Genomic DNA, 24,066 nt, shown 5'->3' on the forward strand with positions numbered 1-24,066 from the left:
CTATTATACGCGGGCGGCCGATCCGGTTTAAGGAGCCTCTGGAAAACTCCTGCGAAAAACTCTCGGAGCAACAGGGCAAAAGTCAGCGCCGGTAACGCCCGGATGGCTTACCCTTCAAGTAAGGAACACCCAAACATTTCCCCCGCCTGCCGCCGATCCGTCGCCAAGCAAGCCCCGCGGGAAATGTCGTCATGGAGAGCGTGATGCCGAATGTGGCGGAAACATTCCTGTTCAGCCGCTTTGCCCGGTTCGCCGCCACCGCGCTGGTGCTGCTGGCAGCCTTCAGCCTGTGGCAGGCGGCTTTTGCCGCCGCGATCGCCAGCGCCCTGTGCGCCGGAATCGTATGGAGCCGCTACCGGGCGGAAGTCGGCCGCCACCGACACGCCCTGCTGATCACCGCGCGCGTTCTGCACCTGCTGTTCCTGGCGGCGCTGGCGCCGGCGATACTCACCAACGCACCCGGCCTGTCCCAGTGGAGCTACGTGTACCCGCTGGCCACCTTCGGCCTGTGGCCGCTGCGCTGGGCCGCCCTGCTGATGGTGCCTTACCTCGCCCTGGTGGTGGCCGCCGGCCTGGACAGCGACCTGGGGCCGGACCGCCACCAGTTCGTCGCCTGCGGGCTGCTGGCCGTTCTGCTCTCCACCCTGTTCGTATTCCTGCGCGAATACAAGAGCCGGCAGCTCGCTCCCCTACGGCGCACGGATGAGCTGACCCAGGCCGCCAGCCGCGACTACCTGTCCGCCGACCTGCACAAGGAAATCCAGCGCAGCGAACGGGAAGGCATCGAGATGGCGGTGATCCTGATCGGCTTGGACATCCATCGCAGCGGCGCGCTTCCGGAGGCGGACATCCGCGCCATACTGCCCCGCATCGGACGCTACCTGAATTCCCAGTTGCGCGACTTCGACAGCTACTACCGGGTGGCCGACCTGCAGTTCCTGGCGGTACTGCCCGGGGTCAACACGGCAACGGCCACCTCCCGCGCCGAAGTGATCCGCCGCGGCCTGCGTACGCTGCTGGAATCCCACGACCTCGACCTGACGGTCAGCGCCGGGGTGGCCGGCCTGAATATCGGTGACGACGCCGAAACCCTGCAACAGGGTGCCGCGCGGGCCCTGCAGCGAGCCCAGCAGCAGGGCGGCAACCGCACCCAGTCGTTCAGCGCCTGGTCGGGCGCCGGAGCGCCGGACACCGGCCAGGAGGCGCCCAGCGATGACTGAGACGCGCCTGCGAACCCTGACCCACAGCCTGGGCTACAGCCTCACAGCCCTGTTTATGGCGGGCCTGGCGGTACAGAACCTGCGCTACGGGTTCTACGACCTGTTCTACCTGGCGCTGGCACTGGCGGTGGCTTCGGTGACCGGCACCGCTTACACGTTGCTGATGCGCCGGCGCCAACTGTTCGCCCCCGGCCACATCCTGGTACTGAGCGCCATGAACCTGCTGGCCGTGGCCGCCGTGTTCTCCAGCCCTCACCCCGACGTGTCCCACTGGACGCTCGCGCTGATCCTGCTGAACCTGCTGATCCTGCCGCTGCGGGCGGCCCTGACCATCACCCTGTCGCTGGTGGGCTGCGTCGGTTTCTGGCTGTTCCTGGCCACCACGCCGGCCCAGGCGGTGATCACCCTGGGCGGTATTGTCATGCTGACCGGCGCGGCCGGATTCTACAGCTGGCGCTACCGGCACATGGCGCAGTCGGCGGAAGACCTGTCGATCACCGATCATCAGACTGGCGCCCACAACGCGCGCTTCCTCGACGAAACCCTGCAGAAGGAGATTTCCCGCGCCCAGGCCACCGGCAACACCCTGTCGGTCATCCAGGTCCACCTGGATCATCTGGACGAAGCGGTGGAGCTGCATGGCCGCGATCCGGTCGCCGAACTGATGCGGGAAATCACCGAAACCCTGTTCGGCGTCATCCGCGCCGGCGACACGCTCTACTCGCTGAACAACCGGGACTTTTTCCTGGTCTTGCCGTTTACGCCCGAAGAGGGCGTCCGGGTCATTGCCGAACGGGTCCGCCGCACCCTGGGCGAGACCGAATGGCCGATCGTGGGGCGCCTGACGGCGACGCTTGGCTGCACCGCCTGGCATGCCTCGGACGCCACCAGCCACCACCTGCGTGACCGGGCCGAAGCCGCCATGCGGGAAGCCCAGCGTCGCGGTTCGGACCGGGCCTGGTTTATTGCAGGAAGCTCCAACGCAGCATGATGGACTGGTTACAACAGGCACTGGAATGGCTGGGACACAACCCGGCCTGGCTCGCCGCGGCGCTGTTCGGCATTTCGTTCGTGGAATCCCTGGCCATCGCCGGCGTCCTGGTCCCCGGGATCGCCATCCTGCTGGCTGCCTCGACGCTGGCGGGCCAGATCAACATGCCCCTGCTGGAGGCCCTGGGCTGGGCCGCCGCCGGCGCGGTTGCCGGCGACGGTGTCAGCTTCTGGCTGGGGCGCCAGTTCCAGGGCCGCCTGCACACCCTCTGGCCATTCAGCCGCTACCCGCGCATGCTTGATCGCGGCAGCCGCTTCTTCGAGCAGCACGGCGGCAAGAGCGTGGTGATTGGCCGTTTCGTCGGCCCGCTGCGGCCGGTGGTGCCGCTCATCGCCGGCGCGTTCCAGATGCCGGCACGGCGTTTCCTGGCTTTTAACCTGATCTCGGCCCTGGGCTGGGCGCCCATGTTCGTGTTGCCGGGCTACCTGGTGGGCAGCGCCATGGCACTGGACCTGACGCTGCCTCCCCACTTCTACCCGATCATGGCGGCCAGTCTGGGCGTGCTGACGGGCCTCTACCTGGTGTTCTTCCGGCTGCAACTGGGGCTGGGCCACGACGGCGTCCTCTATCGCCGCGTGCAGGTCATGATGCAGCGCCACCCGGTGGCAAACCAGGTCTGGCAGGCCCTGTCCAGCGAGCGGCCGCAAGGCCCGGAATTTCCGCTGGCGTCGATCATGCTTACCCTGGGGAGTCTCGCGCTGTTCGTGCTCTGGTCGCTGCTGTGCCTGGAAACCCGGCTGCTGGAACCTCTGGACCACCAGGCGGCGGCGTTCTTCAGCGCCCTGCGCCACCCGCTGCTGGATCCGCTGGCCGTTACCCTGACACTGCTGGGTGATCCCATTCTGCTGACCCTGCTGAGCGGGATCGTCGTCGTCTTCTTTCTGACGCGCGGCATGCCCGCCGCGGCCCTGCACTGGGTCGGCGCCGGTCTGGCGGCCACACTGGTCACCACCGCCATGAAGAACGGCTTCGCGGTGCCGCGCCCGGAACTGGTCACGCTGCCGCCGGCGTCCTTCGCGTACCCCAGCGGCCACGCCAGCGGTATCACGACCCTGCTGGCCCTGGCGGCCAGCTTTGTCGCCCATGAGTGGCCTCGACAACGGCGCTGGATCGTCTACAGCGTCTTCAGCGCGCCGATCCTGATGATCGCCCTGAGCCGCCTCTACCTGGGCGTACACTGGTTTTCCGACGTGATTGGCGGGCTGCTGCTGGGCCTGAGCCTTTGCGGGCTGGCCCGGGTGAGCTACAGCCGCCATGATCGCCACCGCCTGCGCCAGACACCACTCGCCAACACGGCGCTGGCGGCGATGACGGTGACGGCAGCCCTGTACGTATGGATGGCGCTGCCGGCGGGACTGGCGCGATACGCGCTGGCGGGGTGAGCTCCCGGCTTACTCGAGCGCCTCGAGGATGTCGTGCAGATGGTCCAGGCGCTCCAGCGGATCCTGCAGTTCCATCAGGCGCTGTTTGTCCTGGCGTTCAAGCGGCAGCAGCTCCGTCAGACGCCAGCCCACATCCCGGGCGTTGTCGAAATCAACGGCCATTTCCAGATCCTTGACCACCGGATGGCGCAGCAGCGCCTTGAGCACCACCGCCATTTCGGTCATCCGGTCCGGCAGGGGCAGGTCTTCCTCCATCTGCAGTCCTTCCACGTCGCCCATGTTGAGGCCGTCCGGCGCCTGCCAGCTCTTGAGCACGGCCACTTTGTAAGCGCCCTCCACGGTGATCCCCAACAGGCCGTTCTCCAACTGCTGGAAGTCGACGATGCGGACATAGGTGCCGATGTCGTAGAACGCCGCCAGGGTGTCGGTTTCCAGCCCCTCGCGCAGCAGCACGATGACGAAGCCGCGGTCGTCTTTCAGACAACGGGTCAGCATGTCGATATAGCGGGGCTCGAAAAGCTGAAGCGGAATGCGCCCTTTGGGCAGCACAATGGAGTTCAGCGGAAAAATCGGTACATGCATGACAGAATCGCTACCCTGTTGCCTGTCCAACCTTCGATCCGGTTAATGGACGGCGAAGTGTGTCAGTGGATGGAGAGAAGCCGCTGCACCTCGTCGACCCGTTCCTGCGCCCGGTTGAGAATCTGCAGGCTCCGTGACGCACTCAGCTCCAGTTCACCCAGACGGCTGTACGCGGGCACCGACTCGAAGCGCGGCAGCTGCCGGTTGTTGCGGTCCCGGATCAGCGCGTGCAGTTTGGCCAGGATCACCACATCCACCAGTTGGGGCTCCTCCTGCGACGGCTGATAGGACCAGTCCTGGGCGTGACGGGCGACCGTCACGAAACTCTCGGGAAATTCCCAGCGTTCCAGCAGGGCCGCACCGGTATCGGGCTTGAGTTCGTCGATCACCCGCTCCAGCAGGGTCTTGTCGGCGAACACATTGACGTGGTGCTCGGCCTGCACGATCACCGGCACGGCGCCGATGTCGTGCAGCAACCCCGCCAGCAGCGCCTCCTCGGGATCCAGGTTGGTGACCGCATCCGCCAGCACCCAGCTCAACGCCGCCACTTCCCGCGAGCGCACCCAGAGCAGCTCCATGGCCGTCTGCAGCTCCGGGCGCTGGGTCTTGAAGATTTCCCGCATGGAGAACACCGTCACCAGTTGGCGCGTGGTCTTGGTCCCCAGCCGCACCACGGCATCGCGCACGGTGCGCACGTCGTTGAAGCCGCGATAGAGCGGGCTGTTGCAGGCCCGGACCAGCTTGGCGGAAATCGACGGATCGACGCTGATCACGCGGGCAATGTCATCGGCGGTGGAGTCTTCCCGATCCGTGGCACGACGCACCTTCCAGGCCACGTCGGGCACACTGGGCAGCGCCAGCTTGTTGGAGCGCAGTTCGGCGTAGAACTCCATCAGCAGATCGTGGGCCTCATCACCGCCGTGGTCGGCAACTTCGGCAACGCCCTCTTCCGGCACCGGGGCCGCACGCAGCAACTGGTTCAGCACATCCTGCTCGATGATCAGGAATTCACAGGGCCGTGCCGCGATGACGCTGTACATGCGCGGCTGCAAGCGGGCAATCGGCATCCGCGCCTTGTCACTGCCGGCAACGATGCTGTTGGTGCGGCCGTCCGCCGCTTCCAGCTCCACCTCACCGGCCAGCAGGAAATAGTCCAGACCGTCCTGGCCACCGCGTTCCGCCACCCGCTGCCCGGGCCCGTGACGGCGATGTTCACCGCGGGACGCGAGGAGGATCAGTTGGTCGTCAGTCAGTCGGTCGAGCGGCTGAAACTCTCGCAGCCGTCGGATGGACAGCAGTTCCTCTGCGGGCATCGGCAAAACTCCTGGACGAAAAGAACGCGGCACCCCGGCATTGGCGGCGACCGTCGATTCTTTACATTGTGAACAAAGGTTACGGATTGGGCCAGCCAAGCCTACATCAACTGCGAACCCCGCTTGCCGAAGACTTCTGGTATTCTCTGCAATCCCCGAATTCACCTTGATGAGAGAAGACCATGCCCCAGTACCGCTCCAAGACCTCCACAGCGGGTCGCAATATGGCCGGTGCCCGTGCTCTCTGGCGCGCCACCGGGATGAAGAACGACGACTTCAACAAACCCATTATTGCGGTCGCCAACTCCTTCACCCAGTTTGTGCCCGGCCACGTGCACCTGAAGGATCTTGGGCAACTGGTCTGCCGTGAAATCGAAGCAGCCGGCGGCGTGGCCAAGGAATTCAACACCATCGCCGTGGATGACGGCATCGCCATGGGCCACGACGGCATGCTCTACTCGCTGCCCTCCCGCGAAATCATCGCCGATTCCGTGGAATACATGGTCAACGCCCACTGCGCCGACGCACTGGTGTGTATCTCCAACTGCGACAAGATCACCCCGGGCATGCTGATGGCCGCGATGCGCCTGAACATCCCCACCATTTTTGTTTCCGGCGGCCCCATGGAAGCCGGGAAGACCAAGCTGTCCGAACACAAGCTGGACCTGGTGGACGCCATGGTGATCGCCGCCGATCCCAACGCCACCGACGAGGAAGTCGAGGAATACGAACGCAGCGCCTGCCCCACCTGCGGCTCCTGCTCGGGCATGTTCACCGCCAACTCCATGAACTGCCTGACCGAGGCCATCGGCCTGTCGCTGCCGGGCAACGGCTCCATGCTGGCCACCCACGCCGACCGCGAACAGCTGTTCCTCAAGGCCGGTCGCCAGATCGTCGAGAACGCCCGCCGCTACTATGAGCAGGACGACGCCAGCGTGCTGCCGCTGAGCATCGCTTCCATGGACGCGTTCTACAACGCCATGACCCTGGACATCGCCATGGGCGGCTCCACCAACACCATTCTGCACCTGCTGGCCGCCGCACAGGAGGGCCAGGTGCCGTTCACCCTGGCGGAAATCGACCAGCTCTCGCGTAAAGTGCCGCAGCTGTGCAAGGTGGCGCCCAACTCGCCCCAGTACCATATGGAAGACGTGCACCGCGCCGGCGGCATCATGGGCATCCTGGGTGAGCTGGACCGTGCCGGCCTGCTCAACACCGCCGTGCCGACCGTCCACAGCGCCACGCTGGCCGACGCCCTGGATGAATGGGACATCATGCGCCAGCCGTCCGAAGCAGTGGTTGAATTCTTCAAGGCCGGTCCGGCCGGTATCCCGACCCAGCAGGCGTTCAGCCAGAGCACGCGCTGGCCCACTCTGGACGGCGACCGCGCCAATGGCTGCATCCACTCTCTGGACAACGCCTTCTCGCTGGAAGGCGGTCTGGCAGTCCTTTACGGCAATATCGCCCAGGACGGCTGCGTGGTCAAAACCGCCGGTGTCGACGAGAGCATCTACGTATTCGAAGGCCGGGCCCGCGTCTTCGAGAGTCAGGACACCGCCGTGGCCGGCATCCTCAACGACGAAGTCCAGGCCGGTGACGTGGTGGTGATCCGCTACGAAGGCCCCAAAGGCGGCCCGGGCATGCAGGAAATGCTCTACCCGACCAGCTACCTGAAATCCAAGGGCCTGGGCAAGCAGTGCGCCCTGCTGACCGACGGACGCTTCTCCGGCGGCACCTCCGGTCTGTCGATCGGCCACGTGTCTCCGGAAGCCGGCGCCGGCGGAGCCATCGGCCTGATCGAGGACGGCGATACCATTCTCATCAATATCCCGGAGCGCAGCATCAACGTGCTGGTCGATGACCAGGAGATGGACAAGCGTCGCGCCGCCCGCGACGAGCTGGGCTGGAAACCGGCTGCACCACGTCCTCGCAAGGTCTCCGGGGCCCTCAAGGCCTATGCCCTGCTGGCCACCAGTGCCGACAAGGGCGGCGTCCGGGATCTGGAAAAACTGGACTGACCGGTGGGTTGGCGGATGCCGCTTGCGCTCACTCCACGGCGCGCAGACGGGCGTCCGCCGCCTCCAGTTCGTTCTGGTTGAACACCGCGATGCCGGCGGCTTCGAGCCGCGCGGCCGCGGTCCCCATGCCGGGCATCAACCGGCCGCTGAACGAACCGTCGTAGACTTCCCGATTACCGCAGCTTGGGCTGCGCGCCGCCAAAACCGCCAGCACACAGTGCTGCTGTTCAGCCGTGCGCAGGGCCAGACTGGCGCCTTCCACGAAGGCGTCGGTCACATCCTCACCGTCACGCGCGATAATCCGCGCGCGACCGGCAAGCACATCACGACCGTCCCCACCGCGAGCCTCTGCCGGCGGGCGCGGCGTCGGCAGACCGCCGGCCACTTCCGGACACACCTGAACCACCCGCCCTTCCTCGTGCCAGCGGCGAATCACCGGATGCTCGGTCAGCAGGTTGCCGCCGTCGTAGCGCACGTTCTCCCCCAGCAGGCAGGCGCTGATCAGCACCCGCCGTTGCGGGGAGGTCCGGGCGGGATCAGAAGAACAGCCAGTCGCCATCATCTTCCTCTTCCACCGCACCCTCTTCGGGCTCGCTGGCCGGCTCGGGCGCCACGTCAGCCGGCGCGCTGGCTGCGGGCTCCGCAACGCTGGCCGCCGCTACCTGCACAGGCACCATGCCAAGGGCTTTCTTGGTGGGATCGTCGAGCTTGCCGGACACCTGCAGTTCCGGATGATCTGTCTGGAAAGCTTTCAGCGCGGAAACGGTCGACGGCCCCATCCGGCCATCGGCCTGCTCGATGTCATAGCCGGCGCCGTAGAGCGCATTCTGCAAGGCCAGGACCTCCTGCGCAGCCCACGCCGGAGCTCCGGTCAGGGACATCGCCGCCACCAGGGCACCACTCGCCAGCCATTGTTTTCCCGGGATTATTTTATTCATCTTGTTCTCCTGAGGGTTCGAATCCGGGACCCGGCCCGGTGAACAGGCCGTCATCCCCGATTCATGCTAGCGCATTTGCCCCGGTCGGTCAGCCGTCGTCCGCCGTCTCCCCGGGGTGCCGACGCTGCTCGGCCGGATCGCTGAATTCGCGGATGAATATCCCCCAGAAGGCCACGAACAGGGCGGCCACCAGCGGCCCCATGACGAAGCCGTTGATGCCGAACATGACGATACCGCCCAGGGTGGACAGCAGCACCATGTAGTCCGGCAGCTTGGTGTCACGTCCCACCAGGATCGGACGCAGCAGATTGTCCGCCAGCCCGATGACCAGTACGCCGAACGCCGTCAGGATGATCGCCGAGACATAGTCGCCGACCGCCGCCAGGTAGATGGCCGCCGGCGCCCACACCAGTGCCGCGCCGACCGCGGGGATCAGCGACGCAATGGCCATCACCACACCCCACAGCAGGGCCCCGTTGATGCCCAGGATCCAGAAGATCAGGCCACCGAGGGCCCCCTGCACCACCGCCACCAGCAGGTTGCCCTTGACCGTGGCCCGGGTTACCTCCGCGAACTTGGCAAACAGCAGGCGCTCGCGCTCGTCACCCAGCGGCAGTGCCCGGATCAACAGCTCCACCAGGCGCGAGCCGTCGCGCAGCAGGAAAAAGGCCAGGTAAGCCATCAACGAGAAGGACAGGAAAAACTGGAAGGTGTTCTGGCCAATACCCAGGGCCTGCTTCGCCAGCAGCTTGCTGCCACCAACAAAGGTGGACACGACGCCCTCCCGGAGCCGGTCCAGATCAATATCGAAACGGTCGAGAAACGCCTGGAACGCGGGAAAGGCCTGGTTGACCTGGTCGATGTACTGGCCGGGGTTCAACTCCCCGGACTGCACGCGCTGATACAGACCCACGCCTTCGGCGATCAGGGACGAGATCAACAGCAGCGACGGAATCACCACGATGAACAGACACAGCACCAATGTCAGCAAGGCCACCGTATTGTGGCGGCCGGGCATCCGGAGATAGAGCCAGTTCTGGACCGGATTAAAGATCACGGCGATCGCCACCGCCCAGAAAATCGGCCCGGTGAACGGTTTGATCAGGAACAGGAAGGCCAGTGAGACCACCAGCAACATGGCCAGGAACGACCGCCTTTCGAGAACTTCGTACATAAATCGCAAACCTTTGATCCAATCCTTCGGTTGGCTGCCGCATCGGCCTGTCCGGGCTCCGGGGCCCGTCCCGTAAGCATTCCTGACCATGGCCAGCCGGCATCTGGTGAGGCTATAGTACACTTTGGTCTGTTGCAGCTCGATTTTTATCGCGGCCCGAGAGCAGCATGCGGAATGTCGGGCCAGGGCCGCAAGCCGGTAGCTTCATTCATGCGGCGATGACCGGTGGTGCCTGACAGGAACAAACATTGGGAATAGTGGGAGCCTTGAACAGCATCGAGTTTTCCGTGGAGACGGCCATCGAGGCCGCCGAAGCCCTGCAGGCGACCCTGGCCCGCCGTACCCATCGCAAGAAGGTGATGGGCCAGGAAGTGATTCGCCCCGGTCAGTTGGGCGAGGCATTGCGCCTGCCGACGATTCTCGGCAAGCTGCGCAGCCGCCAGGCGCGCCGGCGCGAAGAAGGCCTGGAGGACTTCCAGAGCCTGTGGCCTACCCTGTCGCCCTCGACCCACGAAAAAGTGCTGAGCGAGATGGACTGGTACGACCCGCGCGCCCTCGACTGGGACGACAAGCGTTCCAACCGCCGCCCGCCGCCCCCCGAGAACGGATAGCCCACGACCATGACCGACCTGAGTGAACTGCGCCGGATCCGGCACGAACTGCATCGTCACCCCGAACTGTCCGGCCAGGAACAGGCCACCGCCCGGCGCATCGCTGAGTTGCTGCGTGCCTGTCAGCCGGACGAGCTGGTTGAAGGCCTTGGCGGCGCCGGCGTGCTGGCGGTGTTCGATGGCCGGCAACACGGCCCCGCGACACTGATCCGCTGCGAACTGGATGCCCTGCCCATCCACGAACGCAGCAGCCAGGCCCATCGTTCCACGGTAGACGGTTGCGCCCATGCCTGCGGCCACGATGGCCATATGAGCATCGTCATCGGTCTGGCCCGGACCCTCGCCGAAAGACGCCCGGTTCGCGGCCGGGTCCTCCTGCTGTTCCAGCCGGCGGAAGAGGACGGCCAGGGCGCGCGCCGGGTCTTCGACGATCCGCGCTTTGTCCCTTACCGGCCGGATTACGCCTTCGCGCTGCACAATGTTCCGGGATTACCGCTGGGCGAGGTATTCACACGCCCCGGCCCTTTCAACTGCGCTTCAAGGGGATTGATCGTCCGCCTCACCGGCAAGACGTCCCATGCCGCGCACCCGGAGGACGGCGTCAGCCCGGCGCCGGCGCTGGCGCACCTGATGCAGTCGCTGCCCGGCCTCCCCGAGGCCTTCACCGAGAAAACCTGGGTGACCCTGGTGCACGCCCGCCTGGGCGAGAAAGCCTTCGGTACCGCGGCAGGCGACGCGGTGCTGATGGCGACCCTGCGCAGCGAGACCAACGACGCCATGACCGCCCTGTCGGAACGGGCCTGCGACCTGGCCCGCAAAGCCGCGGCGCGGGCCGGCCTGGGCGTGGCGTTCGAGTGGGAGGACGACTTCCTCGCCAGCGTCAATGGACAGGAGGGCTTCGAGCAGGTGGCACAAGCCTGCCGGAGCCTCGACGTGCCATTTCACCGCATGCCCGAGGGCTTTCGCTGGTCCGAGGACTTCGGCGTCTTCACGCTCCATGCCGAGGGCGCCATGTTTGGCCTGGGAGCCGGCGACGTCCACCCGCAGTTGCACAACCCCGACTACGACTTCCCCGACGAGCTGATTCCGGTCGGCCTTGGCGTATTCCGCACAATCGTTGAACAGATCAACGATTTACAGGAGTAGCCCGGAACACCGCCGACGGCATTGCGTTATTTACGTACAGGCAGACCGAAATTTTGACTTGGAAATGTCATCTTTCGGCCTTAGGTTAGACAGATGGGCGCTGTTAAGGAGAACTCACCCACGATGAAAACCTGAAAGGAGCCATTATGTGTAACCACGAGCATCATGAGCACTATGTTGCGAAACTGGCCGAAGGCAGCGTGATCCCCACGTTCCTGTGCGGTCACTGCAGTTCCCTGCTGCCCAAGGCGCGCATTTTCTCCAACGAAGGCGAGAATCGCCAGGATATGGCCTGTCACACCATCGGCCTGTGTTCGGCCGACGATTGCGGCGCGGTTAACTGCCTGGACGAGGCGATGCGCCAACTGGAGCAACAGAAAGACGATCAGCAGGCGGCCGGTTAATACCGGGGCCGCTCTGCCGGGGATGTGATCCCCGCCCTCCCGAACGCTGTTTTCTCAGCTATCCTGTATCATCAAGACCACCGCCGAAGCGGCGGCCGTCCCGTTTTCGTTGTAAGGAATTTGGACAGAATGCGTATTCTTCGTACTGAGGAACAGCGCTTCGCGCAGTTGCCCGATTTCCCGTTCGAGCCTCACTATGTCGAAGTCGCCCGAGGCCTACGCATGCACTATGTGGACGAGGGGCCAAGCGAAGCCTCCCCGGTGGTGATGCTGCATGGGGAACCCTCGTGGTCGTACCTTTACCGGCACATGATCCCGCCGATTGCCGACGCGGGTTTCCGTGTCCTGGCGCCGGATCTGATCGGCTTCGGCAAATCCGACAAGCCTGCGGAGCCATCAGACTACACCTACCTGACCCACATGGAATGGCTATTGGCCTGGCTCGACGCCCTCGGCCTCGAACGGATCACCCTGGTGTGCCAGAACTGGGGGTCCCTGCTGGGACTGCGCCTCGCCGCAGAGCATCCCGATCGTTTCGAGCGGATCATCGTGGGCAACGGCATGCTGCCCACGGGTGACCACAAGGCCCCGCTGATGTTCAGCCTCTGGAAAAACTTCGCCGTCTACAGCCCCTGGTTCCCAGTGAGCCGGATCATCCAGCTGGGCACCTCGCGGCCCCTGACCGACGCCGAGCGGGCCGCCTACGACGCCCCCTTCCCGTCCGCCGATTTCAAGGCCGGCGCCCGCGCCTTTCCTCGGCTGGTTCCCGTAGCCCCGGACGATCCCGCCAGCGACGCCAACCGCGCCGCCTGGGAAGCACTGGAGCACTGGCACAAGCCGTTCATCACGTGTTTCAGCGATGGCGACCCGATCACTCGCGGCGGCGACCGCTACATGCAGCGGCGTATCCCCGGCGCCCAGGGCCAGCCGCACACCACACTGCGAGGCGGCCACTTCCTGCAGGAGGATGCGCCCCAGGCGTTCGCCCGGGTGATCATCGACGCCTGCCGTCAGCCGGTCGTGCGCCCCGTCTGAACGGACGCCACTCAGCCGAAGACGGTCACCGTCTGGCGACTCAGTGCCACCAGCTCGCCCTGCCGGTTCCAGATACCGGCATGGGTATGACCGTAGCCTCCACCGGCCTGGTCGATCCAGTTGCGGTACAGCAATGGCTCGTCGGGCGCCATCGACGGGCGCGGGTGCACCAGCTCCAGCGACCAGCTCATCGAGCTGGCCGGAACCGGCTGTTTGACGTGCTGCAACACCGCCGGCGGCCAGGCATCCACCAGGGCGATCACATGGGCGTCGGTCATCTCGTCACCCGGTTCACGAAAACGCATCCAGCCGCCCATTTCCCGCGAAGCCTGACCGGAAAACGGCAGATTACCGAACGCCCAGCGCATCTCGATGTGCTGTGTGAACTCCGGCGTCACACCCGGGATGTAATCCAGTGGCTGACAGTCCTCCGGCGCCGGCGCTTCCGGTGCGGGCTGCGCCGCCACCTGCACGCTCGATTCCCGCTCGCCGCCGAAACTGCCCAGGGCGACCAGCCGCACCTCGCCATCCTGCACGATGCGCGCCTCCACCTGGCTCGCCGCCCGCCCCTCACGCAGAAGGGTCGCCTCGATCGACAGCGGCGCGTCCACCGTGACCGGGCCGACAAAGGCCACCTGCAGGGCTCGCAACGGGCGATCATCCGCCACCACCCCCTGCATGCGCTGGTACGCCAACCCCGCGACCAGTCCACCAAAGGTGGCACGGCCCTGCCCCCAACTGCCCGGAATGGCCAGACGACCGCTGTCGGCGCCGGCGAGTAATGCCTCGAATGTCATGGTGTTGTGTCCTTTTTATCGGTTCTGAAAGCTAAAGAAGCGTGGATGCTGCCCCAGCCACGAGCCTCGCGCAAGCGCGACCCGCGTGTATCTACTTATGACCCTGACGGGATTGCGCATATCGATCTGGCGCGCCAGCGTCTATAATACCCAGTTCACCGCTCCCCTTTTCTCGGACGTTGTCAGTCCCGGAGCGCCGTATTTTTTCCCGACCCCTGAGTTTCCTGAATGCAATCAAAGACTTTTGCCGAGCTCGGCCTTCACCCGGCGGTTCTCGACGCCATTGCCACCGTGGGCTACGAAAACCCGTCACCGATCCAGGCGCAATCCATCCCGATCCTGCTCACCGGACGCAACCTGCTGGGCATGGCACAGACCGGCACCGGCAAGACGGCCGCCTTTGCGCTGCCGCTGCTGAGCCGCATCGACCCGGAACTGGCCGCGCCCCAGATCCTGGTGCTGGCTCCGACCCGCGAGCTGGCAATCCAGGTGGCCGAGGCCTTCACCACCTACGCCGGGGGCTTCAGGAACCTGCAGGTATTGCCGATCTACGGGGGCCAGGACTTCCGCCCCCAGCTCAAGGCCCTGCAGCGCGGTGCCCAGGTCGTGGTCGGCACGCCGGGACGCCTGCTGGACCACCTGCGTCGCGGCACCCTGCAGCTTGATCAGTTGAAGTCGGTGGTTCTCGACGAAGCGGATGAAATGCTGCGCATGGGCTTTATCGACGACATCGAGGCAATCCTGGCGCGCACGCCGGAGAGCTGCCAGCGAGCGCTGTTCTCCGCGACCATGCCGGCGCCCATCCGCAAGGTTGCCCAGACTTACCTGAGCGACGCGGACGAGGTGAAGATCGAGAGCCAGACCCGCACCGTATCGCGGATCTCGCAGTTCGTGCTGCCGGTCTTCGCCGAGCGCAAGCTGGACGCCCTGACCCGAATCCTCGAAGTCGAACCGGTGGACGCCACCATCATCTTCGTGCGCACCAAGGCGGAAACCACCCTGCTGGCGGACAAGCTGTCCGCGCGCGGTCATTCCGTGGCGCCCCTGAACGGCGACATCAACCAGCGCCAGCGTGAACAGGCCGTGGAAGACCTGCGCCGGGGCAAACTGGACATCGTGGTGGCCACCGACGTGGCGGCCCGCGGCCTGGACGTGCCCCGCATTACCCACGTCATCAACTACGACGTGCCCTACGACAGCGAAGCCTACATCCACCGGGTGGGCCGTACCGGTCGTGCCGGGCGCGAAGGTAAGGCGATCCTGCTGGTGACGCCGCGCGAGCGCAGCTGGCTGCGCACCCTGGAGCGGGCTACCAACTCGCCCATGAGCGATTACCAGCTGCCGCCACCGGCCGATTTGCAGAAGCTGCGCGTGCAGCAGTTCGAACGCCAGTTGCTGGATTTTGCCGAGGACGGGCGTCAGGCCAAGGCCATGGCCCTGCTGGATGCCATTGCCGAGCGCAACGATCTGGATATGGCAGGCATTGCGGGCGCCCTCGCCTGCTGGCTGGAATCGGCGCAACCGGGCGCGATGCCGCTCGAAGCCCCGGCCGAGCTGCCGATCCCGCCGGCACGCAGCAAGCGCCCGCCCAACAAGGGCGACCGACGCGGCTTCAAGCCGGGCGGCAAGAAGCCGTTCCGCAAGGGCAATGACCGCAAGCGCCCCGGCGGCAACGGCGGCGCGCCGAAAGGCAAGGCGCCGAAGCGTCAGCCGCCGCGGCGCTGATAGACGACGAAACTGTAGTCGTACGGGTTGTTATCGGACGCGGAGAAATCCTCCCGTCCGATTTCCTGCCACTGCCCCCAGTTCACTTCCGGGAACCAGGCGTCCCCCTCCACATCGTCGTGGACCAGGGTGACGTACATGCGATCCACATCGGCCAGGGCGTCGGCGTAGATCTGTCCGCCACCGATGATCATCACTTCCTCACTACCATCCAGCTCCGCCTGGGCTCCGGCGCGGCGATAGGCCGCTTCCAGCGAATGCTCCACCACCACACCAGCCGGCGCCTGCCAGCTTTCATCGCGGGTGATCACCACGTTGAGGCGCCCCGGTAGCGGCTTGCCGATGGATTCAAAGGTCTTGCGCCCCATCAGGATGGGCTTACCCATGGTGGCCTGCTTGAAATAGCGCAGATCCCCTGGCAGGTACCAGGGCAGCGCGTTGTTGCGGCCGATAACCCGGTTCCGGGCCATGGCGACGATCAGTGCCTTGCGCATGTCCACGCTCCTCAGATGGCGATGGGGGCCTTGATGCCGGGCATCGGGTCGTAGCCCTCGAATTCGAAGTCTTCCAGCTCGTAGTCGAACAGGCTGTCCGGCTTGCGGCGGATGTTCAGCGTGGGCAGGGCCCGCGGTTCACGATTGAGCTGCTCGAACACGATCTCGTCGGTCAGGTGGTTCTGGTACAGGTGACAGTCACCGAAAGTGTGCACGAAATCCCCCACGCCCAGATCGCACTGCTGGGCAATCATGTGCGTCAGCAGGCTGTAGGAAGCGATATTGAAGGGGACGCCCAGGAACAGGTCGGCACTGCGCTGGTAGAGCTGGCAGGACAGCTTGCCGTCGGCCACGTAGAACTGGAACAGGCAGTGGCAGGGAGCCAGCGCCATGCGCCCTTCGCGGGCGTTGTCCTGCGGGCTCCGGGTCTCGTCCGGCAGCTCCGCCGGATTCCAGGCAGAGACGATCAGGCGACGCGAGTTGGGCTTGTTGCGGATCTGCTCCACCACCTCGCTGATCTGGTCCACCACCTCGCCGTTGGGGCACTGCCAGCTGCGCCACTGCTTGCCGTAGATCGGCCCCAGGTCGCCGTCTTCCAGCGCCCACTCGTTCCAGATACTGACCTTGCGCTCGCGCAGCCAGTTGTTGTCGGTGGAGCCTTTGAGGAACCACAGCAGCTCGTAGATCACGCTGCGCAGGTGTACTTTCTTGGTGGTCAACAGCGGAAAGCCCTCGGACAGATCGAACCGCAGCTGGCGCCCAAAAACCGAGCGGGTGCCCACACCGGTGCGATCCCCGCGATCGAGGCCGTTGTCGACCACGTCCTGCATCAAGTCCAGATAGGCTTTCATGCTGCCTTTCTCCTGTATGCCCAAACCATCATGAGTATGCCGGCCAGCACCATCGGCAGCGACAGAACCTGCCCCATGGTGACCCAGTCAAACGCCAGGTAACCCAGTTGCGGGTCCGGCTGGCGGAAGAATTCGGCAATGATACGGAAACAGCCGTAGAGAGTCAGGAACAATCCGGACACGGCCATGCGCGGACGCTGCTTGCTGGAGAACAGCCACAGGGCGGCGAACAGCAGCACGCCCTCCATCGCGAACTGGTACAGCTGCGAGGGGTGCCGCGCCAGGGCATCCGGCGCGGTGGGAAAGACCATGCCCCAGGCCACGTCGGTGGGCTTGCCCCAGAGTTCGCCGTTGATGAAGTTGCCGATACGCCCCGCGCCGAGACCGACCGGCACCAGCGGTGCGACGAAATCCGCCAGCGCGAAGAAGCCGCAGTTGAGCTTGCGACCGTACCACCACATGGCCAGGATCACCCCGATCAGGCCGCCGTGGAACGACATGCCCCCTTCCCAAACCCGGAACAGCCACAGCGGATCGTCCATAAAGGTCGGGAAGTTGTAGAAGACGACGTAGCCGAAACGACCGCCCAGGATCACCCCGAGGGCGATGTAGAACAGCAGATCGCCCATCTGCTGCTCGTTGACCGGCGACCAGGGCTTGCGGGTGCGCAGACGCCCGAGCCACCAGCCGACGGCGAAGCCGATCAGGTACATCAGCCCGTACCAGTGGATTTTCAGCGGGCCGAGCGATATCGCGATCGGGTCAATCTGTGGGTAACGCAGCATGCAATCTCTCTCTATGCGAGTCCGGGCAATCGATTATCCGCGCAGCCTCAAAGCAGGAAGCGGACACCAATCACCAACAGGATCAGGGCAAAAATCCGTTTCAGCAGCGCCGCATCCAGCCGATGGGCCAGCGCCGCTCCGAGGCGTGCGAACAGGACACTGGTCGGCACGATGCCAAGCAAAGCCGGCAGGTAAATGAACCCCAGGCTGTACGATGGCAGCTCCGGCGACTGCCAGCCGGTAGCGACGTTGGTCAGGGCGCCGGCGACCGCTATAGGCAGGCCGCAGGCGGCGGAAGTTCCCACCGCCTGCTGCATACGCACGTTGCACCAGCTCAGGAAGGGAACCGTGAGGGTGCCACCGCCGATGCCAAAAATGGCGGACGCCCAGCCCACACCACCGCCGGCGGCGACCAGACCGGCGCGCGCCGGCACATCACGCCCCGGTTTGGGCCTGACGTCGAGCAGCATCTTCAGCCCCACCAGGATCACGAACACGCCGATCACCAGCTCCAGCACATCACCGGGCAGCAGGGAGGCGGTCCAGGCACCCAGCATGGCACCGATCACGATCCCCAGTGCCATGGGTCGGAACAGCTCCCAACGTACCGCGCGATGCTGATGATGGGAGCGGATCGAGCTGAGCGACGTGAAAATGATGGTCGCCAGCGATGTGCCCACGGCCAGATGGGCCGCCACGTCGCCGCTGACGCCCTGCCGGGCGAAGCCGAAGATCAGTACCGGCACGATAACCAGACCGCCGCCGATGCCGAACAGGCCCGCCAGTACGCCGGCGAGGGCGCCCAGAGCCAGGTAGATCGTCAACAGCAACGCCAGGTCCATCGCCAAACCGCTCCAATAGCCATCGCAAAGGCCCGTATGATACACAGGGCTATGCCATGGATCACTTGCCAGATTCCGAATGGCCCTTGACCCAATCCTTTTCCTCGGAGACGACCGGGAACACCATGTGCCTGATCCTGTTTGCCATTGACCAGCATCCCGACCTGCCTCTGGTGGTGGCCGCCAACCGGGATGAGTTCTACGAACGCCCCACCGAGGCCATGCACTGGTGGTCGGCACCGGAGATCCTGGCCGGCCGCGACAGCCGTTCCGGAGGCACCTGGCTGGCCATCACCCGGGACGGCTCTGTCGCCGCGGTAACCAACGTGCGGGACGGTCGGCCGGAAGCCGGCGAGCGGTCGCGGGGAAGCCTGCCCATCGCGGCGCTGGAACGAAAAACCGGCGATCTTAAACGGGAACTGGATACCAGCCACGCGCAGTTCGCCGGCTACAACCTGGTGCGCGCCAATGGCCAGCGGGGCTGGTACTACAGCAATCGCGACAGCCATCCCGGACGCACGCTCTTCCGCGGGGCCTATGGCCTGAGCAATCACCTGCTGCAGAGCCCCTGGCCCAAACTGGTCCGCTTGCGCCACAGCCTGGTGCAGCATATGCGGGGGACACCGGTGGCGGATCTGCACGACGCCCTTATCGAGGCATTGATGGACACCACGCCGGCGCCCGATGGCTTCCTGCCGGATACCGGGGTGGGACTGGAGCGCGAACGCTTCCTCTCGGCGCCGTTTATCCGCAGCGAGCACTACGGCACCCGGGCGACGACCATTGTCAGCGTGCATCGGAACGGTGAGATCCAGGTCACCGAGCAGAACTGGCGGGCCCGGGGGGAGGCCGGACCGCGCCAGACGTTCCGCTGGATCAGGCCATCATGACTCGGCGGGCGGGTCTTCGGGGCCAGACCGGGCCCGGATGCGTTCGCTCTGCAGGCGCATGATGTGCCCCATCAGTATTTCCCGGTCGGCATCCCCCATACGCGCCACGTCCAGTCGCAGCAACTGCCCGCTGGCGGCCGGCTCGCTGGCCACCACCCGGGCCAACGCCCGCACGGTGCGCCTTTCCGGGTAGAACAGCAGATCGATCAACAGGTTCTCGCCGACGGCGATCCGCTCGTCGGTGGCGAAAGCGAAACCACCCACGCTGAGACTGATGTCGCGAGTGATCAGGCTGGGATCGCTGTTGGCCTGCCGCCCCACGCCCGCCGCTTCCAGGGCGAGTTCGAGCTTGCGGTTGAGCAGATCGGCAACGGTCTGCCCGGCCGGCGACTGTTCGGCAAAACGCCCCATGGCTTCGTCCAGCGCCAGATCCAGGTCCGCCAGTCGGGTACGCAGAGAAAGGTCCTGCATTTCTCCGGACAGGGAGGCCTCGTCGGAGAGGCGCACGTAACGCAGGGCGACCCGGTCGTCCACCCGATAGAAACGTCTGCGATCCCTGCCCTGCCAGCCCGTTGACTCCATGCCACTCATCCTGCGCCACCGTTTTCACCAGCATAGCCGTCGATCCGGCGGCAGCCAACGCAAACAGTGTCCGCTCTGGTATACTCCGCCGGAAACCGATCATCCGCGGAGATTTCCCGTCATGAGCGACGAGACCGCCGGCGTCACCATCGCCGACTTCGAAAAGTCCCTGAACGAGCTGGAAACCCTGGTGCGCGACCTGGAACAGGGCGACCTGCCGCTGGAGAAATCCCTGGCGGCGTTCGAGCGTGGCGTCAAACTGACCCGCGAATGCCAGCAGGCCCTAAAACAGGCCGAACAGCGGGTGGAGCAGCTGGTCAAGGCGGACGGCGATGAATTCGTCACGCAACCGTTCCACGAGGAAGACGAGGGGCAATGAGCGCCACCACCCTTCCCGACCAGACGGCTTGGCGCCAGGCCATCGAAACCACCCTCGACGGCTGGCTCGACGACGCCTCCGCACCGGATCCACGCCTGCAGGAGGCCATGCGCTATGCCGTCCTGGGCGGCGGCAAACGCATCCGCCCAATCCTGGCCATGGCGGCTGCCAGCGCCGCTGGAGGCGCCCCCGAGCACGCCCTGGTGCCGGGCTGCGCCATCGAACTGATTCACGCCTACTCACTGGTCCACGACGACCTGCCGGCCATGGACGACGACGCCCTGCGCCGCGGCAAGCCGACCGTGCACATCGCCTACGACGAAGCGACCGCCATCCTCGCCGGTGACGCCCTGCAGGCCCTGGCGTTCGAGGCTCTCGCCGCCTATGGCGATTTCGCCGACGCCACCCGGGTGCCGATGCTGCGCATCCTGGCCAACGCGGCCGGTCGCAACGGCATGGTCGGCGGTCAGGCGATCGATCTGGGCGCGGTGGGGGAAACCCTGCCCCTGGAAGCCCTGCAGCGCATGCATCGCTGCAAGACCGGAGCATTGATCGAGGCCAGCATCCAGCTGGGCGCCCTGGCTTCCGAACGTGCCGATGACGACCAGCGCCAGGCCCTGGCCACTTACGGCCGGGCCCTGGGCCTGGCCTTCCAGGTGCAGGATGACCTGCTCGACATCGAGGGCGCCACCGACACCATCGGCAAACCCCAGGGCTCGGACGCCGCCCGCAACAAGCCGACCTATCCGGCCTGCCTGGGTATTGACGGCACCCGCGATCATCTTCGATGCTTGCAGGAAGAAGCCAATGCGGCGCTCGCGATGTTTGGTAGCAGCGCCGACCCGCTGCGCCAGCTCGCTGATTTCGTCGTTACTCGCACGTATTGAGACACCGGCGACACCTAACCGAACGGAAATGTGAAACCGCGGAAGGTGATCCCGTATAATTGCCCCATATTGAATCAGAAGATACAGAGCGGATGCAGGATACGACCATTTTCAAGGAGATTCCGTCACGCCAGCCGAACACACCGCTGCTGGACGGAATCGACACCCCGGAGCAACTGCGCGACCTGGCGGAGGAGCAACTGCCCCAACTGGCCCGGGAACTGCGCGCGCACCTGCTTTGGAGCGTGGGCCAGTCCGGCGGTCATTTCGGGGCCGGCCTCGGCGTGCTGGAACTGACCGTCGCCCTGCACTACATCTTCAACACGCCGGAAGACCGCCTGGTGTGGGATGTGGGCCACCAGGCCTATCCCCACAAGATCCTGACCGGACGCCGTGCGCAGATGGGCACCATCCGCAAGAAAGACGGCCTGGCCGGCTTTCCCAAGCGTGGCGAAAGCCCCTACGACACCTTCGGCGTGGGCCACTCCAGCACCTCGATCAGCGCCGCCCTGGGCATGGCCATCGCCGCGAAGATGCAGAATCTGCCGCGCAAGACCATTGCCGTGATCGGCGACGGCGCGATGACCGCCGGCATGGCCTTCGAAGCACTCAACCACGCCGGGCACCTGCGCTCCAACATGCTGGTGATCCTCAACGACAACGACATGTCCATTTCCCACAACGTGGGCGGGCTGTCCAACTATTTTGCCAAGCTGCTGGCCAGCCGCACCTACAACCAGGTGCGCGATGGCGGCAAGAAGGTTCTGCAGGGCGCACCCAATCTGATGGCGCTGGCCCGCAAGACCGAGGAGCATTTCAAGGGACTGATTTCCGGCGGCACCCTGTTCGAGGAACTGGGCTTCAACTACATCGGCCCCATCGACGGTCACGATCTGCCACTCCTGATCGATACCCTGCGCAACATCCGCGAGCTGGATGGGCCGCAGTTCCTGCACATCGTGACCAAGAAAGGCAAGGGCTTTGCACCGGCCGAGGCGGACCCGATCGGCTATCACGCCATCAACAAGATCGAGCCCAAACCGCCGGTCACTGCGGCCGAAACCCAACCGGCTCCGAAGAAACCCAAGTACGCCAACGTCTTCGGCCAGTGGCTGTGCGACTGCGCGGAACAGGACGAGCGTGTGGTCGGCATCACCCCGGCCATGTGCGAAGGCTCCGACCTGGTGCGCTTCGCCGAACGCTTCCCGGACCGCTATTACGACGTCGCCATCGCCGAACAGCATTCGGTCACCCTGGCCGCGGGCCTGGCCTGCGACGGCGCCAAACCGGTGGTGGCGATCTACTCCACTTTCCTGCAGCGGGCCTACGACCAGCTGATCCACGACGTAGCGATCCAGAACCTGGATGTGCTGTTCGCCATCGACCGCGCCGGCCTGGTGGGCGAAGACGGCCCGACCCACGCCGGTTCCTTCGACCTGAGCTACCTGCGCTGCGTCCCCAATATGCTGGTAATGGCACCCTCGGACGAAAACGAAACCCGCCTGCTGCTGCAGACCGGCCTGGCCCACAGCGGCCCGGCTGCGGTGCGCTATCCGCGAGGGACCGGCCCGGGCACGATGATCGACACCGACCTGAAAACCGCCCCCATCGGCAAGGGCCGAATCGTGCGCGAAGGCGAACGCATCGCCATCCTCAACTTCGGCGCCCTGCTCGCGGCGGCCATGCCGGCCGCCGAAGCGTTAGGCGCCACCGTCGCCGACATGCGCTTCGTAAAACCGCTTGACGCCGAGCTGGTGCGCGATCTGGTGGAGCGGCATGACCTGGTGGTAACGCTGGAAGAAAATGCGGTGGCCGGTGGCGCCGGCAGCGCCGTGGCGGAATTCCTGAACGAGGAAGGCATCGACGCCTCGCTGCTGCACATAGGCCTGCCGGACCGATTCGTCGACCACGGCAAGCACGGCGAGCTGCTCAGCGAGTGCGGCCTGGATACCGACGGCATCCAGAGCCGGATCGAGAAGCGCCTGGCACGCATGAACGACCAGAAAGCGCTGCGGGCGGTGAAGTAGCGCCGCCCTTCCTCTTCTTCAACCCAATCGAAACGTCAGCATCCGGGTCCGAGAAGGCCCCCATCCCCTTTTTTTCTGGGCGCGTCCTGCTTCGTTAAATAAACGGACGAAGGGCTTGTCGAGCCGCCATCGACAACTCGATAGGAATCCCCCGCACAGAGGCCATGGGCGGGCGCAGGCGCCCGGCATAGGCCTCCGAAACGATCGTTTCAGCGACATAAGCGAGGGGGGAGAGACTATCTCAGGCTTCGTCGTCCTGGTGGGTTTCCAGCCAATGACCCAGCTTGCTCTGCTTGGTGGCGAGATAATTCTCGTTATGGGGATTACGGCCCACGTGCAACGGCACGCGCTCAACGACGTCGATGCCGAGGCCGGTCAGGGCATTCACCTTGCGCGGGTTGTTGGTCATCAGCTTGAGCCGCTTGATGCCCAGGTGCTCGAGCATGTCCTTACACATGCTGTAGTCCCGCAGATCCGCCGCAAACCCGAGTTGCTCGTTGGCTTCGACGGTATCGGCCCCCTGGTCCTGCAGGTTGTAGGCTCGGATCTTGTTGAGCAGGCCAATGCCGCGGCCCTCTTGGCGCAGGTACATGAGGATGCCGCGGCCTTCGCGGGCAATGCTGCGCAGGGCTTCCTCAAGCTGGTAACCGCAGTCGCAGCGCATGCTGTAGAGCGCGTCACCGGTCAGGCATTCCGAGTGGGTGCGTGCCAACAGCGGCTCGTCCCCTTCCAGGGCGCCCAGGGTCAGGGCGATGTGCTCCTTTCCCGTATCCGGTTCCTCGAAACCATGCATGTCGAAGACACCGAACGGGGTCGGGAGTCGGCAGCTCTGGACATAGCGAACAGCCACGGCGTTACCTCACTCGTGTTAACAGGCGGCGCATTTTATCAGAATGGCCGGGGTCGGCGTACCCTGAGAACGTACGTAGGAAA

The 24,066-nt window shown here is 65.2% G+C and carries 25 protein-coding genes; 13 read left to right on the forward strand and 12 right to left on the reverse strand.

Annotated features, from left to right (window positions below; translation table 11 throughout):
• Positions 1-191: 191 nt before the first annotated feature.
• The 3 genes from GQB00_RS16065 to GQB00_RS16075 are packed head-to-tail and all read left to right on the forward strand — an operon-like array spanning position 192 to position 3,653.
• Positions 192-1,220 (forward strand): GGDEF domain-containing protein, encoded by a 1,029-nt coding sequence (locus GQB00_RS16065; protein ID WP_228276827.1) that lies wholly within the window; start codon positions 192-194, stop codon positions 1,218-1,220.
• Complete coding sequence (locus GQB00_RS16070; RefSeq protein WP_165857046.1) at positions 1,213-2,211, forward strand: GGDEF domain-containing protein; 999 nt, start codon at positions 1,213-1,215, stop codon at positions 2,209-2,211. Before GQB00_RS16065 ends, GQB00_RS16070 begins: the two co-directional genes overlap by 8 nt.
• On the forward strand, positions 2,208-3,653 hold the full coding sequence (locus GQB00_RS16075) for a bifunctional DedA family/phosphatase PAP2 family protein (protein WP_111497345.1): 1,446 nt from the start codon (positions 2,208-2,210) through the stop codon (positions 3,651-3,653). Before GQB00_RS16070 ends, GQB00_RS16075 begins: the two co-directional genes overlap by 4 nt.
• A gap of 9 nt (positions 3,654-3,662) precedes the next feature.
• On the opposite strand, the gene GQB00_RS16080 is transcribed toward GQB00_RS16075, so the two are convergent.
• A complete protein-coding gene (locus GQB00_RS16080) occupies positions 3,663-4,235 on the reverse strand; it encodes an LON peptidase substrate-binding domain-containing protein (protein ID WP_111497344.1) in 573 nt (190 codons plus the stop codon).
• Between the two features lie 62 nt (positions 4,236-4,297).
• Complete coding sequence (locus GQB00_RS16085) at positions 4,298-5,548, reverse strand: HDOD domain-containing protein (protein WP_165857047.1); 1,251 nt, start codon at positions 5,546-5,548, stop codon at positions 4,298-4,300.
• Between the two features lie 182 nt (positions 5,549-5,730).
• Here GQB00_RS16085 and ilvD point away from each other — a divergent pair, with 182 nt between their 5' ends.
• Positions 5,731-7,566 (forward strand): dihydroxy-acid dehydratase, encoded by a 1,836-nt coding sequence (gene ilvD, locus GQB00_RS16090; protein ID WP_111497342.1) that lies wholly within the window; start codon positions 5,731-5,733, stop codon positions 7,564-7,566.
• Positions 7,567-7,594: 28 nt separating this feature from the next.
• On the opposite strand, the gene GQB00_RS16095 is transcribed toward ilvD, so the two are convergent.
• The 3 genes from GQB00_RS16095 to GQB00_RS16105 all read right to left on the reverse strand — a co-directional run bounded on the left by GQB00_RS16095 (position 7,595) and on the right by GQB00_RS16105 (position 9,678).
• Positions 7,595-8,125, reverse strand: a complete 531-nt coding sequence (locus tag GQB00_RS16095) for a DUF523 domain-containing protein (RefSeq protein WP_165857048.1) — start codon at positions 8,123-8,125, stop codon at positions 7,595-7,597.
• Positions 8,103-8,504: a peptidoglycan-binding domain-containing protein gene (locus GQB00_RS16100; RefSeq protein WP_165857049.1), complete on the reverse strand. Its 402-nt coding sequence runs from the start codon at positions 8,502-8,504 to the stop codon at positions 8,103-8,105. The genes GQB00_RS16095 and GQB00_RS16100 overlap by 23 nt, the downstream gene beginning before the upstream one ends.
• 88 nt (positions 8,505-8,592) lie before the next feature.
• Positions 8,593-9,678 (reverse strand): AI-2E family transporter, encoded by a 1,086-nt coding sequence (locus tag GQB00_RS16105; protein WP_111497339.1) that lies wholly within the window; start codon positions 9,676-9,678, stop codon positions 8,593-8,595.
• 266 nt (positions 9,679-9,944) lie between these two features.
• On the opposite strand from GQB00_RS16105, the gene GQB00_RS16110 reads away from it, so the two are divergent.
• The 4 genes from GQB00_RS16110 to GQB00_RS16125 all read left to right on the forward strand — a co-directional run bounded on the left by GQB00_RS16110 (position 9,945) and on the right by GQB00_RS16125 (position 12,874).
• Complete coding sequence (locus GQB00_RS16110) at positions 9,945-10,289, forward strand: hypothetical protein (protein ID WP_111497338.1); 345 nt, start codon at positions 9,945-9,947, stop codon at positions 10,287-10,289.
• Positions 10,290-10,298: 9 nt separating this feature from the next.
• A complete protein-coding gene (locus tag GQB00_RS16115) occupies positions 10,299-11,435 on the forward strand; it encodes an amidohydrolase (protein WP_165857050.1) in 1,137 nt (378 codons plus the stop codon).
• A gap of 146 nt (positions 11,436-11,581) precedes the next feature.
• Positions 11,582-11,839: a hypothetical protein gene (locus tag GQB00_RS16120; protein ID WP_111497336.1), complete on the forward strand. Its 258-nt coding sequence runs from the start codon at positions 11,582-11,584 to the stop codon at positions 11,837-11,839.
• A 129-nt stretch (positions 11,840-11,968) separates the two neighbouring features.
• Positions 11,969-12,874, forward strand: a complete 906-nt coding sequence (locus tag GQB00_RS16125; protein WP_165857051.1) for a haloalkane dehalogenase — start codon at positions 11,969-11,971, stop codon at positions 12,872-12,874.
• Between the two features lie 11 nt (positions 12,875-12,885).
• Here GQB00_RS16125 and GQB00_RS16130 read toward each other — a convergent pair whose 3' ends face one another.
• Positions 12,886-13,671: an acyl-CoA thioesterase gene (locus GQB00_RS16130; RefSeq protein ID WP_165857052.1), complete on the reverse strand. Its 786-nt coding sequence runs from the start codon at positions 13,669-13,671 to the stop codon at positions 12,886-12,888.
• 228 nt (positions 13,672-13,899) lie between these two features.
• Between GQB00_RS16130 and GQB00_RS16135 the strand changes: the two genes are divergently transcribed.
• Positions 13,900-15,396 (forward strand): DEAD/DEAH box helicase, encoded by a 1,497-nt coding sequence (locus GQB00_RS16135; RefSeq protein WP_111497333.1) that lies wholly within the window; start codon positions 13,900-13,902, stop codon positions 15,394-15,396.
• On the opposite strand, the gene GQB00_RS16140 is transcribed toward GQB00_RS16135, so the two are convergent.
• The 4 genes from GQB00_RS16140 to GQB00_RS16155 are packed head-to-tail and all read right to left on the reverse strand — an operon-like array spanning position 15,378 to position 18,356.
• The gene (locus tag GQB00_RS16140; RefSeq protein WP_165857053.1) at positions 15,378-15,890 is read right to left on the reverse strand and encodes a dihydrofolate reductase; all 513 of its coding nucleotides are present in this window, start codon (positions 15,888-15,890) and stop codon (positions 15,378-15,380) included. The genes GQB00_RS16135 and GQB00_RS16140 overlap by 19 nt on opposite strands.
• 11 nt (positions 15,891-15,901) lie before the next feature.
• Entirely contained in the window at positions 15,902-16,741 is an 840-nt protein-coding gene (locus tag GQB00_RS16145; protein ID WP_165857054.1) for a thymidylate synthase, read from the reverse strand.
• On the reverse strand, positions 16,738-17,526 hold the full coding sequence (gene lgt, locus GQB00_RS16150) for a prolipoprotein diacylglyceryl transferase (RefSeq protein ID WP_165857055.1): 789 nt from the start codon (positions 17,524-17,526) through the stop codon (positions 16,738-16,740). Before lgt ends, GQB00_RS16145 begins: the two co-directional genes overlap by 4 nt.
• Positions 17,527-17,573: 47 nt before the next feature.
• Positions 17,574-18,356, reverse strand: coding sequence for a sulfite exporter TauE/SafE family protein (locus GQB00_RS16155; RefSeq protein WP_416234165.1), 783 nt, complete (start codon positions 18,354-18,356; stop codon positions 17,574-17,576).
• A gap of 68 nt (positions 18,357-18,424) precedes the next feature.
• Between GQB00_RS16155 and GQB00_RS16160 the strand changes: the two genes are divergently transcribed.
• Positions 18,425-19,258 (forward strand): NRDE family protein, encoded by an 834-nt coding sequence (locus tag GQB00_RS16160; protein WP_416234161.1) that lies wholly within the window; start codon positions 18,425-18,427, stop codon positions 19,256-19,258.
• On the opposite strand, the gene GQB00_RS16165 is transcribed toward GQB00_RS16160, so the two are convergent.
• Positions 19,253-19,840 carry a hypothetical protein gene (locus GQB00_RS16165; protein ID WP_165857057.1) on the reverse strand — a complete coding sequence of 196 codons (588 nt, stop codon included), beginning with the start codon at positions 19,838-19,840 and terminating at the stop codon, positions 19,253-19,255. The two genes, GQB00_RS16160 and GQB00_RS16165, sit on opposite strands and share 6 nt — an antisense overlap.
• Before the next feature lie 121 nt (positions 19,841-19,961).
• Here GQB00_RS16165 and GQB00_RS16170 point away from each other — a divergent pair, with 121 nt between their 5' ends.
• From GQB00_RS16170 to dxs, 3 genes are all read left to right on the forward strand, one after another.
• Entirely contained in the window at positions 19,962-20,219 is a 258-nt protein-coding gene (locus GQB00_RS16170) for an exodeoxyribonuclease VII small subunit (RefSeq protein WP_111497326.1), read from the forward strand.
• The gene (locus tag GQB00_RS16175; protein WP_165857058.1) at positions 20,216-21,106 is read left to right on the forward strand and encodes a polyprenyl synthetase family protein; all 891 of its coding nucleotides are present in this window, start codon (positions 20,216-20,218) and stop codon (positions 21,104-21,106) included. The genes GQB00_RS16170 and GQB00_RS16175 overlap by 4 nt, the downstream gene beginning before the upstream one ends.
• A gap of 92 nt (positions 21,107-21,198) precedes the next feature.
• Positions 21,199-23,133, forward strand: coding sequence for a 1-deoxy-D-xylulose-5-phosphate synthase (gene dxs, locus GQB00_RS16180; protein ID WP_165857059.1), 1,935 nt, complete (start codon positions 21,199-21,201; stop codon positions 23,131-23,133).
• A 241-nt stretch (positions 23,134-23,374) separates the two neighbouring features.
• Here dxs and ribA read toward each other — a convergent pair whose 3' ends face one another.
• Entirely contained in the window at positions 23,375-23,983 is a 609-nt protein-coding gene (gene ribA, locus GQB00_RS16185; protein ID WP_111497323.1) for a GTP cyclohydrolase II, read from the reverse strand.
• Positions 23,984-24,066: the final 83 nt, after the last annotated feature.

The organism is Marinobacter sp. JSM 1782161 (assembly GCF_011421605.1).
Classification (GTDB): Bacteria; Pseudomonadota; Gammaproteobacteria; order Pseudomonadales; family Oleiphilaceae; genus Marinobacter_A; species Marinobacter_A bohaiensis.